The sequence below is a fragment of the Mariniradius saccharolyticus AK6 genome, from assembly GCF_000330725.2.
Classification (GTDB): Bacteria; Bacteroidota; Bacteroidia; order Cytophagales; family Cyclobacteriaceae; genus Mariniradius; species Mariniradius saccharolyticus.
In genome coordinates this window covers 61,585-77,995 of record NZ_AMZY02000005.1, presented here as the reverse complement: position 1 = coordinate 77,995, position 16,411 = coordinate 61,585, and the positions used below count along the sequence as shown (strand labels likewise).

Below are 16,411 nucleotides of genomic sequence, written 5' to 3'. Positions count from 1 at the left end.
CCAGCAGTTATTTGAGTCTTTTCAGCTTTGCGTTATTGACCAGAGAAGTCATCTGGGTAATGGCAATTTGGTTCAATTGTTCCAAACGATCTGATTGAACAAGTCCCTGCCGAATCATCAGGGCATTGATACTTTCTAAATTTGACAGAACCACAAGCTGTTCGAGTGTGGCATCATCCCGCATGTTTCCCTTGGAATCTGGATTTGCAGCTCGCCATTCGGCAGCGGTTTTCCCAAAAAGAGCCATGTTAAGCAAGTCTGCTTCAGAGGCGTAAACCAATGAGAATTGCTTGGAAGTGAGCTTATCGGGGATTAGTTTTTCCTTGATCGCATCGGTGTGAATCGTATAATTGACCTTTGCGAGGGTACGTTGCAGGTTCCAGTCAAGTTTTTGGCGCTTGCTTTCTTCTTCTTTGAGGCGCTGGAACTCCTTGATCATGTATAGTTTGAACTCTATGGATATCCATGAGGCAAACTCAAATGCGATGTCTTTGTGTGCAAACGTACCGCCATACCGCCCTGACTTTGAAGTAATTCCATTGGCATTGGTGGTTTCGATCCATCGCTTAGGTGTCAATACAAAGCTGTTGAGGCCAGCTTGTTTTCTAAACCCGTCGAATTCGACGGGTTTAAAATTCGGATTATATAATTGTTCCCAAAAGCCCAGCAATTCAATAGTATTTCGGTTCCGCAGCCAGTTTTTGATAATATCATCCGTATTGGTAACATCCTTATACCGAGCAATATCTGTAAGCGACAAGTAGTCTTCAGTATCACCTGTGTAAATTGTGATCTCCGTTCCCTTTACGTCAAGTATCTTGTTTCTTGCCATATTTCTATTTCATTTATTCAGAATTCATAGGTTCTTATCAGAAGCCAAAAACCAAGAAATCAGCGCCAACTAAACTGTCTCGTCAAAGGGCTTCTGTCAATGACGCCTCACCAGCTCGGAATTCGCAGGTGCTGTACAACTCGTATTGGCGGGTATAACTAAAGTGAAAATAGCTCATAATTGAATAATCACTGTTATTAGGTGAAAGAAAAGTTACACCGTTGTATCTCAGGAAGTTGAAACCAAGTTTTCCCCAAAACAAAAACCCCAAGCCCTCATCAGGGCTTGGGGTTTTTTACATATCATTCGGAATGATTACTTGGCTTTGAACTCTACGGAGAAGATCGCCGCATTGGGTTCTTCACCTGCTTTTGGACGTGTCACAAAATAGACATCATGCTTCTTGCCATCTGTGACAGGTGTGATTCCCACCATGCCCATACCAAAGATAAATCCACCTTGGGCTTGTCCTTGGACTTGGAATACCGACTCGCCGATCTTGGTTCCGGTCGGTGAATCAAGTCTCACTTCTACGATAAAGCCGTCTTTGGTAGGTTCTTGTGCACCCCCCATCAGCATCAGCGATCCAATATCCGTTAGATCGATTCCTTTGAACCCAAAGGTGGCTTCGCTACTTGGAATCAAGGCCAAAGTTTGCCCGTTGAATACCATGGTCGTATAGCCATTGAGTTCGCGGGCTTGGTCCATGCCGACAACAGGATGCCTCAATGCAAGTGAACTGCTGCCCACGAGTGGCTTGATGTTTTCGCCACCACGGTCGGTAAAGCTGGCCGAGAGTACAAATGCACCGTTGTTGGAAGGCTGCTTGCCGAACGTCGGATCTACAGTACCGGACGCAGGAAGGGTCGGCACATCCTCTTGTCTTCGGCCGAGCGAAAGGATATAAGCGACGACTTTACGTGCATCATCATTTTTCAAATCCGGATTGGCAGGCATGGCCGTTTCGCCCCATACGCCACTGCCACCCTTTTGGATCTTATTGACCAGATAAGCAGCGGCGTCGGGATTTCTTCTGTACCTTCTGGCTACTTCCGTGTAGGCCGGGCCAATTGAAGCTTCATTTTCCTTGTGGCAGGTCTTGCAGGTCAATGAGCTGATAATGCTCTTTCCGGCCATTGCCTCGGTCATGACCAAGTGCCCTTTTGCGGCTTCGGCCTGATCAAATCCCGAAATGTAATTGGCAGTTACAAAAAGCGAGGAAAGGTCTTTGCCTGCTTCAACATCATCTGGATCGTTGACCGTGATTTCGTAGGCTACCTTTTTCCCAGGGAAATAAAAGGACTGGTTGCCCATTACCGCAATGGTGACTTCTGGAGCAATATTGCCCGCATAGACCGAAGCAATACCGCTTTTGGCAGTCAATTTACCAGGGTCGCTTACCGCTACACGTACGTCATAGTCCCCTATTTTATTGAAGGTGTGTTCCAATACCGGTTCATTCGTTGTGACCGTTTCTCCATTTCCCAAATCCCAAATGAACGTAAGCGGATCTTTTTCCGGATCGGCAGCATCTACCGTGAATTTGACTTTGAAAGGCAATGCACCGGAGGTTTTGTCAGTTTTGATTGACTTAACAACAGGCGTCCTGTTTCCAGCATTGAAGTCGATTCTGGAAAGTGCGGCATCAGGATTCTTGGTGAACCAGCCATTGCCATATTCCAAGATGTAAAACTTGCCGTCAGGACCCACTTCCATGTCCATCAGTGCGTTGAACTTCGTCGTCGACATGAAAGGCTCCATCTTGTCATAGTCACCTGCTGGGGTCATGGTCACGGCTTTGATCCAGCCCCTTACCCAATCGTAGATAAACAACTTGCCGTCATAATACGCTGGATAGCGGGTATCTTTCGGGAACATGTCTCCATAATAAACCGGACCTGCCATTGCGTTTCGTCCTCCTGTTCCCAATTGTGGGAATTCATTGGATTTTGCGTACGGATAGTAGATAAATGCAGGCTCGACGGCAGGCAATTCCTTGATGCCCGTGTTGTTTTTCGAGTTATTGACTGGCTTGGCAGGGTCAAAGATGAAATCAGCTTTTCCAGTTTCGTAGTCGAACTGCGCATAAGCGAAGTTGTTGCCGATGGTATACGGCCAGCCGAAATGTCCTGCTTTTCTCGCTTGGTTGACTTCGTCGTAGCCACGTGGCCCCCGTGTTTCGAGGCTGTCCGTACTGGCGTCCGGTCCGACCTCACCCCAATAAAGGAAGTTTGTTTTTTGGTCAACGGAGATTCTGTACGGGTTTCGGAGTCCTTGGACGTAGATTTCCGGTCGTGTGCCTTCAGTGCCTTTTGGATACAGGTTTCCGTCGGGGATTTCATAGCTTCCATCTTCATTGACTTTGATGCGGAGGATTTTTCCCCTCAGATCATTGGCGTTTCCGGAGCTTCTTCTGGCATCGTATTGCTCCATTCCAGCCCTGTTGTCAACGGGCGAATAGCCCCGATTCACAAATTTGCTGTTGGATTGGTCAAACGGCGTGGAGTTGTCGCCTGTAGAAAGATAAAGTAAGCCGTCCTTGTCAAAAGCGATGGAGCCACCTGTATGACAACAGATATTTCTTTGGGAATACAGTTCCAATATGATTTGCTCCGAGGCCATATCCCAGGTGTCGTTTTGGAATTTGAATCGAGACAGCCTGTTGATTTCCTTGTCGCCTGTAGGACTGTAAAAAGCATAGACCCAGCCGTTCTTGGCATAATTCGGATCTTTTTGGAGACCCATCACACCTTCCTCGGCGTTTACGCCGGCAATGTCGGTTTTCCAGTAGACATCAAGCTTGGCCACCTCACGAACGGTGGAGTCACCATTTTTATACAACAGTATTTCACCCCTTCTCTGTGCTATCAAGATGTCCAAATTGGGGAGGATGGTCATTTCCGTGGGCTCGGTGAATTCGCCGAGTACCAATGTTGTTTTCTCAAACCTATTTTCTTCGGGAACTCTTTGTGTCTTGGCCTTTGCGTAGTCTAACTTTTTATTGTCCCCAATGGCATATTTTATCCCTTCCAATACATGCTGCAAGAAAAGCTCCTCTTGGTAGGATTCTTTGGTATGGCCACCTGCTGTATAGAAGGCACGTCCGCCATCATACTCGTGGTACCATGCCATTGGGTGGAAGCCCATTGGTTTCGTATGCTGATAGCTGGATTCGTCTATGTCCATCAGCACGTTGACGTCTGGATTCAATTTTTTGAAATGGTACCACTCGTCCCTTCTGTTCCAAATTTCCGGCAGGAAGCGGGTTGTTTGGTGCTTTCGATCTGTGACGTTCAGCTTGCCGTCCTGCACATTAGGATGCGGGTCGCCGATTCCTGGATGGTAGGAAAAATACCCGCCAACCAATCGGTTGTACCATCCCCATTCGTATTCGGTATCGCTCGCGGCATGTATGCCTACAAAGCCACCTCCCGCTTGGATATATCTCTCAAAATCCGCCTCTTGGTAATGATTGAGCACATCTCCAGTCGTGCTCAGCCAGATTACTGCGGAATATTGCTGGAGGTTTTCCTCCTTGATTAGCTCTGCATTGGTGGTAGTATCCACTTCAAAGCCGTTTTCTGCCCCCATCTTCATGATGGCCGCGATGCCATCCGGGATGGATTCATGGTAAAACCCAGCCGTCTTGCTAAATACCAAAACTTTTGGATTGCCGCTCCTCTTGTTACAGGAAGCAAATACTAACACTAAAGCCAAGGCCGTCATCAAAGACCTTGTCAGGTACTTTTTGGTCATCATAGGTTGTAGAATTTCGGGGAAGATAAGGAATTGTGGTTTATAATTAGTTCAGATTCACAGCAATGGAAAATACTCCTTAGGACTGGCATTTAGGGAAATATTTTCCAAAAATTGGCTTTTCAAAGCAGAAAAAAAACTCATTGTGTATTTTTTACAATTTGGGGTATCTTTGATATGTATTCGGGAAAAATCGACCGAAATTGGAGAAAGATTATCCGGTCTTTGCCTAGAGCAATGCGGCAAATCGGGCTAGGGCAGGATTATCCCCTCCGTCCAACTTTTGTTTTTTCTATTTGAAAGTCAAGATTACTTCAAAATACGGTTATGAAAAAGAATCAAATCTCCACAGTACTATTGCTGTTTGCAGCCAGTATGTTTTTCTCCTGTGAAAAAAACGAGGTAACGGAAACGGCGATTGATGAGCAGATCGTCATCCTCAAGCAATCCAAGGGTCCTACATTGGGCTACTCCAAAGCCTCGGGAATCAGCATTCTGGACGAAGGTGGGCTGAAATTCAAAGATCTCAACAAAAATGGTTCGCTTGATCCGTATGAGGATTGGCGGCTTTCCGTCGATGAACGGGCTAAAGACTTGGCATCGAAGGTTTCGGTAGAACATATCGCGGGACTCATGCTATACAGTTCCCACCAGTCCATCCCAGCCAATCCGGGTGGATTCGGTGCGGGCACTTATGGGGGCAAACCCCTGGCCGAAAGTGGTCTCCCTAGCCATTCGCTCAGTGATCAGCAAAAGAAGTTTCTCGAAACCGATAACCTGCGCCATGTTTTGATTACGCGTGTAGAAAGCCCCGAGGTCGCAGCCAAGTGGAACAACGAGGCCCAGGCATTTGTGGAGGGAATTGGGTTTGGTATTCCCGCCAATAATTCCTCTGATCCGCGGCACGGCGCAGTCGCGAGCGCTGAATACAATGCCGGTGCGGGAGGTACGATTTCCATGTGGCCGGAATCCCTTGGTCTTGCAGCAACCTTTGACCCTGCTTTGGTGCAGCGGTTCGGAGAAGTGGCATCGATCGAATATCGGGCTTTGGGTCTGACGACTGCACTTTCTCCTCAAATTGATTTGGGAACGGATCCACGTTGGAATCGGGTGAGAGGCACCTTTGGGGAAGATCCGAAACTCTCTACGGAGATGGCGCGTGCGTACGTGGATGGTTTTCAAACCTCTGGTGGTGAAAACGAAATCCAATCAGGCTGGGGCTTCCACAGCGTCAATGCCATGGTAAAACATTGGCCGGGGGGAGGCACGGGTGAAGGCGGACGTGATGCGCATTTTGCCTATGGCAAGTTTGGCGTGTATCCGGGTGGATTGTTTGATTACCACCTGATGCCGTTTACCGAGGGGGCATTTAAGCTTTCAGGCAAAACAAAGTCCGCATCTGCGGTCATGCCTTACTATACAATTTCCTACGGGCAGGATTTGGTCAATAACGAAAATGTGGCAAATGCCTACAGCAAATACCTCATCACAGATTTGCTTCGCGAGAAGTATGGCTATGATGGTGTAGTGTGTACTGATTGGGGCGTCACCGGCGACGAAGGTCCCACTCCGGAAGTATTCAGGGGCAAGCCATGGGGTATGGAAACAAAGACCATTGCCGAAAGGCACTACCAAGTGCTGATGGCTGGTGGAGATCAGTTTGGTGGCAACAATGACATCAAACCAGTATTGGAGGCCTACCAAATGGGCGTGAAGGAACATGGGGAAGAATGGATGCGGAAGCGCTTCGAGCAATCGGGCGTAAGATTGCTGCGCAATATTTTCCAAACCGGGCTTTTTGAAAACCCCTATCTAGATCCTGTAAAAACCAAAGAAACAGTCGGGAATCCCGCTTTTATGGAGGAAGGTTACCAAGCACAGTTGAAGTCGATCGTAATGTTGAAAAACAAGGCGCAGGTATTGCCGCTGAAAGAGAAAACCAAAGTCTATTTGCCCAAGAAATTTATTCCGTCCACCACAAACTGGTGGGGTGTCAAGTCCGAGGAAAAATGGGTAGACCCTATCAACTTAGGAATTGCCAGTAAATATTTCGAAGTGGTGGATAGCCCGGAAGCGGCAGAGGTTGGGATTGTTTTCGTATCAGCACCGATGCCGGGGACAGGATATGAGCCCTCAGACCGCGAATCGGGTGGAAATGGCTACGTGCCGATCAGCTTGCAATATGGACCCTACCTTGCCAAGGACGCCCGTGAACAAAGTATCGCGGCAGGCGATCCTGTAATCGCGCCAACTGTTACCAATAGATCTTACAAGGGCAAAACAGCTATTACAGCTAACCAGAAAGAGTTGGAGATCATTTTGGAAACCCGAAAAGCAATGGCCGGCAAGCCGGTCATCGTGGTGGTGACAGCCGGGAATAGCATGGTTTTCAATGAATTTGAAAAATCCGTCGATGGCATTCTGCTCCACTTTGGGGTACAGGATCAGGCGGTGATGGATATTCTTACGGGAAAAGCTGAGCCAAGCGCCCTATTGCCCGTACAGATGCCTGCGGACATGTTTACCGTGGAAGTCCAAATGGAAGACGTGCCGCATGATATGGTCTGCCATGTGGATGAGGCGGGCAACACGTATGATTTTGGTTTTGGACTCAATTGGAAAGGAGTTATCAATGATTCCCGGACCGAAAAATTCAAAAGGCCGGGGCAAACAAAATAGAAAAGGCGGGAACTCCCGCCTTTTTTTTATTTTTCAAATCGCCTATTGTGCTTAATTGGCGCCACAACGATAGTCTTCATAGTCTTCCTGGAAAATGGACCTCAAGTCTCCGTCCGCATTGCGATAGGTAATGGTGCCAGTGCGTTGATTTATACGGATATCGGTTTCAATCACGATCGAGGAGCCGTCCCTCAATTTGACGATACAGGGTTCGCTGATCTCGTCTATGTCCGAGCAAGAAGACAATGCGATGACGACAATGAGAATCAGTAACTTTTTCATTGAATTAGATGTAAGTCGGTCAAAGTTAGCAATTTTAGGTATTCTCAAACAGAAAGAATTGGAAATGTGACGGAGACCATTTACATCAGGTTGACTTTTTTCAGAGCTTCGTGAAGGTTTGTAGTACGTGATGTTATGTAAATTTTTTTGTCATGGCAGGATTTTGAGAGGGATTTTTTCTATGAGGAGAAATGTATACAATCATTTTTATATATTTAGGTATCGTGTTTCCCGATTTCTCCTATGACAAAAAGAATTAAACGAATGTCGAGAAGCCAAAGCGCCCTTCATGGCAGGAGTTTTTCCCTTATCGGTGCTGTTTTCTTGGTTCTGATCGCTGCAGCTGTTTTTGTTTATGGGAATTTTTGGGAGAGTCGCCTTGACGATGAGGCTTTTGAAGTCCTCACGCATGCTAGGTTTGAAGTAATCGATGATAAGATAGCGTATGATTTTCTGATGGAGATAAAGCCCGAAATTGCCGAAAGCGAAACTCTTCCACATCTTCAGATCAATACAAGAAAGTTCCATAGCGATGTTGACGCCTTTCTAGGATCGGTCGATGAGTCGATACTGCCTAGTTCCAAACGGAATGAGCTTCTTGAGGGAATTGTATTCAAAACCTGGCTTTGGGATTCTGAAAAACTACCGAAGTACAATTGCCTTACTCCAAGAGAGATCTCTGAAATACATTCTGCTTGGGAGGAAGTGGTGTCCCAAATTGAAAATGAATTGCCAGCTGAGCTGCCGAACAGCTTTCACCAGTTTTCAAAACCGGTTTTCGATACGGAAAGAAAGTATGCTTTAATCCAGCATTACTATTTCTGTGGTCCTTTGTGTGCGAAGGAAGAAATCGTGCTTTATGTGAACAAACAAGGATCGTGGGAACGGGTGAAAGAATACGTGTTGTGGGTGAGTTAAGAGGTCAACAAGCGAAAAAGTCAATTAGAAGCATGCCTTCGTTAACATCAAACGATGAGGTAAAAATATCCAAAAAAATATAGGCATCATTAGTTGATTCATTACCTAGTTTTGTCTTAATTTGGATAAACAATTAGATTATGAAAGGTTCTCCAATAAAGATTCTACTCATTTTTTTCTTTGCATTTGCTCTTTCTTGCCAATCCACTGAAGAGCCCGCGATTGAGGACCCTATACTGGAAGATCCAAAAAAGGAAGAGCCTATCCCTGAAAAACCAAAAGAAGATGAACCTAAAGAACAGGGCCCCCTAATCGGACCAAATGAAACTGTATTTAAATTTATTAACAAGAACTATGCTGTTTTTGGTAGTGGGAAATTCTGGATCATGATTCACAAGATGGACGGCAGCTTGGTTGATTTCAAACAATCATCTGTCAATTCCATCACTGAGTTTGTTTTACCGAAAAATGAACTCGTAAATGTCACTTTCGCATGGTCTGTGTGGAATATGAACCATTCGTTTATAACCTATACGGGAATTGACCCTAATAGTACATGGGAACTTGAACACAAAGGGGATCAACAAGAGTACCCTCCGCAATACTCCGGACCTCTTGATAGGGTTTTGAAAGTCGACCCACCAAAAGAAGGTTCGATAGTAAGTTCGGTGTATGCACTGGAAAAAATGGGTGAATCTGACTTCAGGAAGACTTTTCTAATCCATAATGGTGAGGAAACAACAAGCACGATAACAATTCCTTTTCCGAAGGCATTTGATTATTTCTATTGGTATATAGGAGGGAGAATCAAAATGGAGGGTCTGGCACCCGGCGGTACAGTAAAAAGTTATAGCTATGAAAACTGGAACAAAGCACCAGAAATGATCGAATTGACGTATGATTGGGAGATAGAGGTTGGCAGCAAAAAATTAACAGACTTTCAAATCATTCAACCGACGGCATTTACATATCAGCAACAGAATTTTGAGTTCAAGATAAATCCTGGCCTACCTGGGTACAGGAGGATTTATTGGGAGGTACTCTCAAAGGAACGTAACTTTAAGATTTTGGAAATTCCTCCTCAAATTCTGTCTGTCTTGGATTTCAACCCCGACCTATCAAATCCCACCTTGATGCTCTCGATAATCTACAATGAAAACACAGGGTATGAGGATCACATCGATATGCTTTTTAAAGGAAAAAAGAAGGTATTGGTTGAAAGAAAAATGTATATCAAGCAGTATCTCCCGAGTTGAGGTATTTATACAAGAAGCCCCAGCTTAATTAAGATTCTTATAAACAAAAAAGGACCGATCTCCCGGTCCTTTTTCGTTTATGAACATTCCCAAATTTTTATTCAGCCAAAGCTGCTACACCGGGGAGGACTTTGCCTTCCATGTGTTCGAGCAAAGCACCGCCGCCTGTCGATACATAGGATACTTTTTCCCCGAATCCAAACTTGTTGACTGCTGCTGCGGAGTCGCCGCCACCGATGAGGGAAAAGGCGCCTTTTTCTGTTGCTTCGGCAATAGCCTCCGCCACGGCGATCGTGCCGTGTACGAAACTCGACATTTCGAATACGCCCATTGGGCCATTCCAAAGAATGGTTTTGGAGGCTTTGACCACATCGGCGAAAAGCTTCCTGGTCTCAGGCCCGATATCCAAGCCCATCCATCCGTCAGGGATTTGCCCGGCTTTGGCCAATCCCTGCTCTGCATCGTTGGCAAACTTGGTGGAAATCACGGTATCCAATGGCAAAATCAGGTTCACACCTTTCTCTTTGGCTTTTGCCATCAATTCCAATACGTAATCGAGTTTATCTGCCTCGCAAAGTGAATCACCAATCGTTCCGCCTTGTGCCTTTGAGAACGTGTAGGACATACCTCCGCCGATGATGAGGTTGTCCACCTTGTCCAAGAGGCGTTCGATAATCAAAATCTTGTCGGAAATCTTCGCGCCGCCCATGATGGCGGTGTAAGGTCTTTCTGGATGCTCAAGGACTTTGTCCGCATTTTCCAATTCGGAAAGCATCAGGTAGCCCGTGGCTTTGGTATCGAAATATTTCGCGATTACTGCTGTGGATGCGTGCGCACGGTGGGCAGTACCAAACGCATCATTGACGTAGATATCTCCGAGTTTGGAGAGTTTCTCCGCAAAGGCCTCATCACCTTTTTCTTCCTCCTTGTAGAATCGCAGGTTTTCCAGCAAAAGTACCTCTCCAGGCTGAAGTCCTGCAGCCAAAGACTTGGCATCTTCTCCGATGCAATCCGTGGCAAATTTGACTTTGGTGCCCACAAGTTTTTCAAGGTTGCTGATGACATGCCGAAGGGAATACTTATCGGTCGGCCCGTCTTTTGGCCTGCCCAAATGGGACATCAAAATGACCGAACCTCCATCTTGGAGGATTTTCTGGATGGTTGGCATGGCTGCGGAAATCCGGGTATCGTCCGAGACTTGAAGATTCTCGTCCAAAGGAACGTTGAAATCCACCCGAATGAGGGCTCTTTTTCCCTTAAAATTGATCTGCGCCACACTCTTGATGCGTTGACTCATGGTTTATTATGTTTAAAAGGTTGAAAGCGGAATTGGTAAATTGGTTATAGGTTATTGAGTTATTGGGGAGTCTATGGTCAATAGTCCACAGTTAGTGCCTTAGATTTTCATGACTCTGTCCAATTGCGAAGGGGAAATTCTTGGTACATTGTACTTGGTACTTCGTACGATTAAGTCTAGTCTTCCCCCGCCGCAGCCCTTTTCAATCGATCGTTGATCGCTTTCCCCAAACCATCGTCCGGCAAAAGCTCCGCTAAAATTACGGAAACATCCACGCTATCCAAAGCCCTCATGTGGGCAAAAAGATTTTTCGCCGCCTCAGCAAGATCACCCTTTTTGCTCAATTGCTTTTGGAACTGCTCAGGCATGTCTTTGAACTTCCTCGAGAATGAAAGAATACCAAATGGCATTTCGCTTTTCTGATACATCGGGACTAGTGTTTTCAAATCCCCCAAGACAAAGGAAGCCTTTGGGGCATAATGGCTTTTCAGCATTCCGGGAGATTTGGGATTGCTGCTGGAGTGGGCCATGATTTTGACGGGACCGACTATTGTTTCAATGGCTGCAACTTCCAATCCCCCCAAGCGATAAACGGTAACTTCACCGTTCTCCAAACCTACAATCGTACTTTCGAGGCCGACTTGGCTGGGTCCGCCGTCTAGAATGTAGGGGATTTTGTCACCTAATTGGTCTTGCACGTGTGCTGCCGTGGTGGGACTGATATAGCCAAAGGGATTTGCACTCGGTGCAGCCAAGGGAAAATCAAGTGCTTCCAATAGGCGCAGCGTGAGTGTATGTTGCGGAATTCGGACGGCCACGGTATCCAAGCCGCTCGTGACGAGATCGGGCACAATGGTTTTTTTTGGCAAAAGAAGCGTCAAAGGTCCCGGCCAAAAATGTGCTGCCAATCTGTCCAGTGGCGCTGGAATATCGAGTGTGAATTTGCGGACTTTCTCGAGGCTGTCGGTATGGATAATCAGGGGGTCAAAACTCGGGCGGTTTTTCACGGAGAAAATTTTGGCAACCGCATCAGGATTCAATGCGTTGCCAGCCAGTCCGTATACCGTTTCAGTCGGGATGGCAACCAACTCCCCCGATTCGAGCAAAGCTTTTGCCTTTTCTATATCCGTTCCGATTTGAGCCATTATTATTTGCAAAAATCATCGATCCAAGTTTTGGCCTCGGAGAAGCCCAAGCTCAATGCCATTTTCAGGTTGGCGCAGCCTTCTTCCTTTTGCCCAAAAGCGCTCATCTGCGTGACACCAAGCAGATAGTATGCCGGGCCATTTTGCTTGTCCAGGTTTACGGTCGCCACGAGCGAGTTGGCGGCGGCCACGGGGTCGTTGTTGCCCAATAGGGCCTTGGCTTTGTTGAAATGAGCCAAAGCGCGATTCGGGTCTTGTTGGATCACTTGGTCAAAATCAAAGATGGCGTCTTCGTAGGATTCCATGCCGAGAAGTGCGAGCCCGCGGTTGTAATTGACATCGAGTACGCTCGGATCCAGTCCATTGGCTTGGTTGTAATCCATCACGGCTTCCTTGAATGATTTTTTTTCAAGGTAGGCGTTGCCACGGTTGAAGAAAGGCTTGTAGGATGTGCTGTCGGCAGATATGGAAAGTGTGAATGCTTCGATCGCAGCATCGTATTTTTTCAATTGGTAAAGTGCCACACCTTTGGCGTTGAGGGCAGTCGTATTGTTGGCGTTTTTCTCTAGGACTCGATCAAAAAATTCTATTGACTTCTCGAGTTCGGAGGCTTCCAATAGTTTGATGCCCTCGTCCATCAGCTCCTGTTCGGAAGGACTGCAAGCGAAGATCATCGCGAAAAGGAAAACAAATAAGACGGATTTGCGCACGGTATGGGGATTTTTGCGCAAAGATAGGGAAATTAGCTGGACCGCAATTTGGCGGCGTAAGCTTCCGGGACAGGAACTGGGCGCATGGTCTTCATATCCACGGCAACCATAGTCGTCGTCGACTCTGCGAAGACCACCTGATTTCCTTCCTTATCTTTCCCCATAATTACCTGTTCCAATACGAATGAACTTCGCCCAATCTCCGTGCAGGTCACGAAGACAATCGGACTGTCTTCGGCGTGGATTGGCTTCCGGTAATTGATTTGGATATTGGCTACTACGGTCCCGATATCCATCACATCCCAACCACAGGCTTGGTACAGGTACATTGCCCGGGCGTGTTCCAAATAGTTGAAGTAAATTCCATTGTTGACATGCATATAGCCATCGATGTCCGACAGACGGACTTGGATGGGGACGGAAAAAGAAAAAGAGGCCTGAACCTCTTCTGGGGAATATTTTTTCATGGATTGTACCAACTACATGAGGATTTCTGATTTGCTGGTTTTTTCCAGCATACGCAGGATGGAAGGACTGTTGCCGACCAAGTCCTCTACTGCATCAAATGGCATCCAAGCCAAATCCATACTTTCGGAAGAAATCTGCAAGGGCTCATCACTCTCTGCTTCGATCAAAAACCGAACGTCGTAGTGAAAATGCTCGGGTACATCACCGCGCTGGGGTATCATGTGTCTGTCGATGTCAAAAATCCGTCGATCCACAAACCTGAGCGAACTGAGGCCACTTTCCTCCTGGGCTTCCAACATGGCGACTTCAAGCAGGTTTTCGTTACCATCCGCATGTCCACCCAACTGCAGCCAGCGATTCAGTTTGCGGTGAAGCGTGAGGAGGGTATGTGTCCGCGTCTTGTTGACAATCCAAGCAGAGGCAGTGAAGTGGCCTTGTAATCTTTCCCGAAGGTAGGCTTTCTCGTCATAAGTCAATTGGATGAAGTCTTCCAGGAAAGTGGCTTCTTCTTCGAAAGGCGTACGGTAATTTTCGAGTGATTCTCTGAGTGATTTGCGGTCCATAGCGGATTAATGTTGGAATAATGCTTCGATAAACTCGTCAAATGGTTTGGCTTTTTGGTACAGGTGATCTGAGTAGACAGTTACCAAAACCTTCAAAAAGCTGGGTTTATCGTTGATGCTGACCTTTTCTATGCTGACGTTTCCATAGAGTTGGTCAATTTTCTGGGAAAAATCAGCACTTGACAAAGGCGGTTTGAAGTACTGTTTTTCGGTGGTCTTGACCTGTTCGTTGATTTCCTCCATCTTCCGGTCAAGACTGACGCGATGGTATCCCAAATCTAACATTCGCAGTCCAAAAGCAAAGAAAAGTTGGGAAAAAGTTTTGGAAGTCAGCGGATTTTCAAAACTGACAGCAAATCCGTTGGCGTAAGGCGAGTTGAGAATATGGATTTCAGGATGGGCTTGGATTCCGGATTTTTTGAAATGGTAGTTTTTGGAAATCATTCCCAATAAATCCTTCGCTTCATCGCCCTTCAGCCAATTTTCCAATTCCTCGGAATCTGCCGTGGTTTGGTTGAAGTTTTCTTTGTGGGAAAACGGCAGGGACTTTTTCGGAAACAGTTTACTGAACAGATCCTCGATAAATGAAGCCATCAATGTTGAATTTTGATTGTCCCGTCGGGCAGCGTAGCCACAATTCCTTCATCCTCCAACTCCCTCAGCAGCGTACCTATCAGCGGGTCGGGTTTGATGCCACATACCTCGGAGACATTGTGCAAGGTAAACACCTTTCCCATGCCCAAGGTTTCGAGAATTCTTTTCCTGATCTTTTCCTGCTGCAGTGCCGTTTTGGATTTTTTGGATAGGCAGACGTCACAGATGCCACAGGCTTTATCGTTTTCTTCCCCAAAATAGGCCGCGATTTGCAGGGATCTGCAAAGGACCAAGTTGGCGACGTAGTCCTGAATGGCCTTGCCTTTGTCTAAGTGGTTTTTCTTCCTCGATTCGATCCAGGCCACATCGAGTGGCAGCTTTCCTGCATCGTACCTTGGTGTCAGGAAGGTGATTTGCGGAGTATCCTTCCTTGGGTGATAGGCCAAAATACCTACTTGGTCAAGGTATTTGAGTTGTTTGACCAACTCTGATTCGGGGATTCCGGCATATTTGGCCAATTTGGATTCTTGGATAGAGATGTATTCGACAAATAGTTCACCGCCAAAGGTTCTCAACAGGGTTTTGATCAAGGGATCGAGCTTTTCATTGCTGATTTGGAATTCGTACAGCTTGCTTTGATTGACCAAAAAGTGGATGGTAGAAGGGGCAAAAAAACTCTCGGAGAGTTCCACGAAGTCATTTTCCTGCAGGACTTTCAGGGCGTTGTAAGTCGTCACAGGCTCCAGTTTGTATTGGTCCGCAAATTGGGGAAGGTCAAAATCGAAACTCGCCATTTCGCCGCTGCCTACGGCCATTCGGTAGTGGTTGGCAAGGGATTGGTAGACGCGTCTGAGATATTCTATGGGCGGGTAGGCTTTCTGTGCCCGTTCGTCCAGGACTTCCAGGTCCTGTTTGTTGGTCAACAGTACTGCATAGGCCTTTTTTTCGTCCCTGCCGGCACGCCCCGCTTCTTGGTAGTAATTTTCCAAATTTTCGGGAACATCGATGTGGATAACCATGCGCACATCGGGCTTGTCGATCCCCATTCCAAAAGCATTTGTGGCCACCATGACGCGGACTTTGTTGGCTTTCCACGTCGCTTGCCGTTCTTCACGGCTGGCATTGTCGAGGCCTGCATGGTAAAAAGTCGCCGAAATGCCCATCTGCTGCAAGGTGGTCGCGATTTCCTTGGTGCCCTTTCTGCTTCGGACGTATACGATCGCCGATCCAGGGATTCTTCGGAGGATATCAATGGCTTTCTCGAGTTTGTTTTCCGCCATACGGACGGCGTAGCTGAGATTTTTTCGCGTAAATGATCTTACAAAAACAGAGGGCTTCTGTAGTTTGAGCCTGTCGATGATATCCTGTTTTACCATCAGCGTGGCGGAAGCCGTCAGCGCCAAGCAGGGGACGGCGGGATGGTGCGTCCGTATTTCTGCTATTTCGAGATAGGGTGGGCGAAAGTCGTAGCCCCATTGGGAAATGCAATGTGCCTCGTCGACAGCAATGAGGTTGACCTTCATCTTCTTAAAGCGCTCGATGAAAATCTCGGTCTTTAGACGTTCGGGGGAAACGTACAGAAATTTGTAGTTTCCATAAATGCAATTGTCCAGGATGGTGTCGATTTCCCGTTTGCCCATCCCCGAATAGATCGCTGCTGCCAATATTCGTCGCTTTTTCAGATTGTCCACCTGGTCTTTCATCAGGGCAATCAGCGGGCTGATAACCAAACAAATTCCCTCTTTGGCCAAAGCAGGTACCTGAAAACAGATCGACTTTCCGCCACCGGTGGGCAATAGGGCCAAGGTGTCTTTTCCCTCCAAGACCGAAAGGACGATGTCCAACTGCCCGGGCCGGAACTCCGGATAGCCAAAAACGGACTGGAGAATATGGAGTGCTTGTTCTTTCAAC

General features: G+C 46.9%; 13 protein-coding genes. 3 read left to right on the top strand and 10 right to left on the bottom strand.

Annotated elements, in window-relative coordinates; all coding sequences use genetic code 11:
* Positions 1-7: 7 nt before the first annotated feature.
* Together C943_RS03375 and C943_RS03370 are read right to left on the bottom strand one after the other, a co-directional pair.
* Entirely contained in the window at positions 8-832 is an 825-nt protein-coding gene (locus C943_RS03375) for a KilA-N domain-containing protein (RefSeq protein ID WP_008624237.1), read from the bottom strand.
* 315 nt (positions 833-1,147) lie between these two features.
* Entirely contained in the window at positions 1,148-4,591 is a 3,444-nt protein-coding gene (locus C943_RS03370) for a ThuA domain-containing protein (RefSeq protein WP_008624236.1), read from the bottom strand.
* A gap of 324 nt (positions 4,592-4,915) precedes the next feature.
* Here C943_RS03370 and C943_RS03365 point away from each other — a divergent pair, with 324 nt between their 5' ends.
* On the top strand, positions 4,916-7,267 hold the full coding sequence (locus tag C943_RS03365) for a glycoside hydrolase family 3 protein (RefSeq protein ID WP_008624234.1): 2,352 nt from the start codon (positions 4,916-4,918) through the stop codon (positions 7,265-7,267).
* 51 nt (positions 7,268-7,318) lie between these two features.
* Here C943_RS03365 and C943_RS03360 read toward each other — a convergent pair whose 3' ends face one another.
* Positions 7,319-7,549 carry a YgdI/YgdR family lipoprotein gene (locus tag C943_RS03360; protein ID WP_008624233.1) on the bottom strand — a complete coding sequence of 77 codons (231 nt, stop codon included), beginning with the start codon at positions 7,547-7,549 and terminating at the stop codon, positions 7,319-7,321.
* Between the two features lie 264 nt (positions 7,550-7,813).
* Here C943_RS03360 and C943_RS03355 point away from each other — a divergent pair, with 264 nt between their 5' ends.
* Positions 7,814-8,467, top strand: a complete 654-nt coding sequence (locus tag C943_RS03355) for a hypothetical protein (protein WP_008624232.1) — start codon at positions 7,814-7,816, stop codon at positions 8,465-8,467.
* A gap of 140 nt (positions 8,468-8,607) precedes the next feature.
* A complete protein-coding gene (locus C943_RS03350) occupies positions 8,608-9,723 on the top strand; it encodes a hypothetical protein (RefSeq protein ID WP_008624230.1) in 1,116 nt (371 codons plus the stop codon).
* Positions 9,724-9,820: 97 nt separating this feature from the next.
* On the opposite strand, the gene C943_RS03345 is transcribed toward C943_RS03350, so the two are convergent.
* The 7 genes from C943_RS03345 to C943_RS03315 all read right to left on the bottom strand — a co-directional run bounded on the left by C943_RS03345 (position 9,821) and on the right by C943_RS03315 (position 16,410).
* Complete coding sequence (locus C943_RS03345) at positions 9,821-11,020, bottom strand: phosphoglycerate kinase (protein WP_008624228.1); 1,200 nt, start codon at positions 11,018-11,020, stop codon at positions 9,821-9,823.
* Between the two features lie 176 nt (positions 11,021-11,196).
* Entirely contained in the window at positions 11,197-12,165 is a 969-nt protein-coding gene (locus C943_RS03340; RefSeq protein ID WP_008624226.1) for an L-threonylcarbamoyladenylate synthase, read from the bottom strand.
* Between the two features lie 2 nt (positions 12,166-12,167).
* Positions 12,168-12,875, bottom strand: coding sequence for a tetratricopeptide repeat protein (locus C943_RS03335; protein WP_008624218.1), 708 nt, complete (start codon positions 12,873-12,875; stop codon positions 12,168-12,170).
* A gap of 32 nt (positions 12,876-12,907) precedes the next feature.
* Positions 12,908-13,342, bottom strand: coding sequence for an acyl-CoA thioesterase (locus C943_RS03330; protein ID WP_040478876.1), 435 nt, complete (start codon positions 13,340-13,342; stop codon positions 12,908-12,910).
* 12 nt (positions 13,343-13,354) lie between these two features.
* On the bottom strand, positions 13,355-13,906 hold the full coding sequence (locus C943_RS03325; RefSeq protein ID WP_008624216.1) for an NUDIX hydrolase: 552 nt from the start codon (positions 13,904-13,906) through the stop codon (positions 13,355-13,357).
* A gap of 6 nt (positions 13,907-13,912) precedes the next feature.
* Positions 13,913-14,500, bottom strand: coding sequence for a hypothetical protein (locus C943_RS03320; protein WP_008624214.1), 588 nt, complete (start codon positions 14,498-14,500; stop codon positions 13,913-13,915).
* A complete protein-coding gene (locus C943_RS03315) occupies positions 14,500-16,410 on the bottom strand; it encodes a RecQ family ATP-dependent DNA helicase (protein ID WP_008624211.1) in 1,911 nt (636 codons plus the stop codon). Before C943_RS03315 ends, C943_RS03320 begins: the two co-directional genes overlap by 1 nt.
* Position 16,411 lies beyond the last annotated feature (1 nt).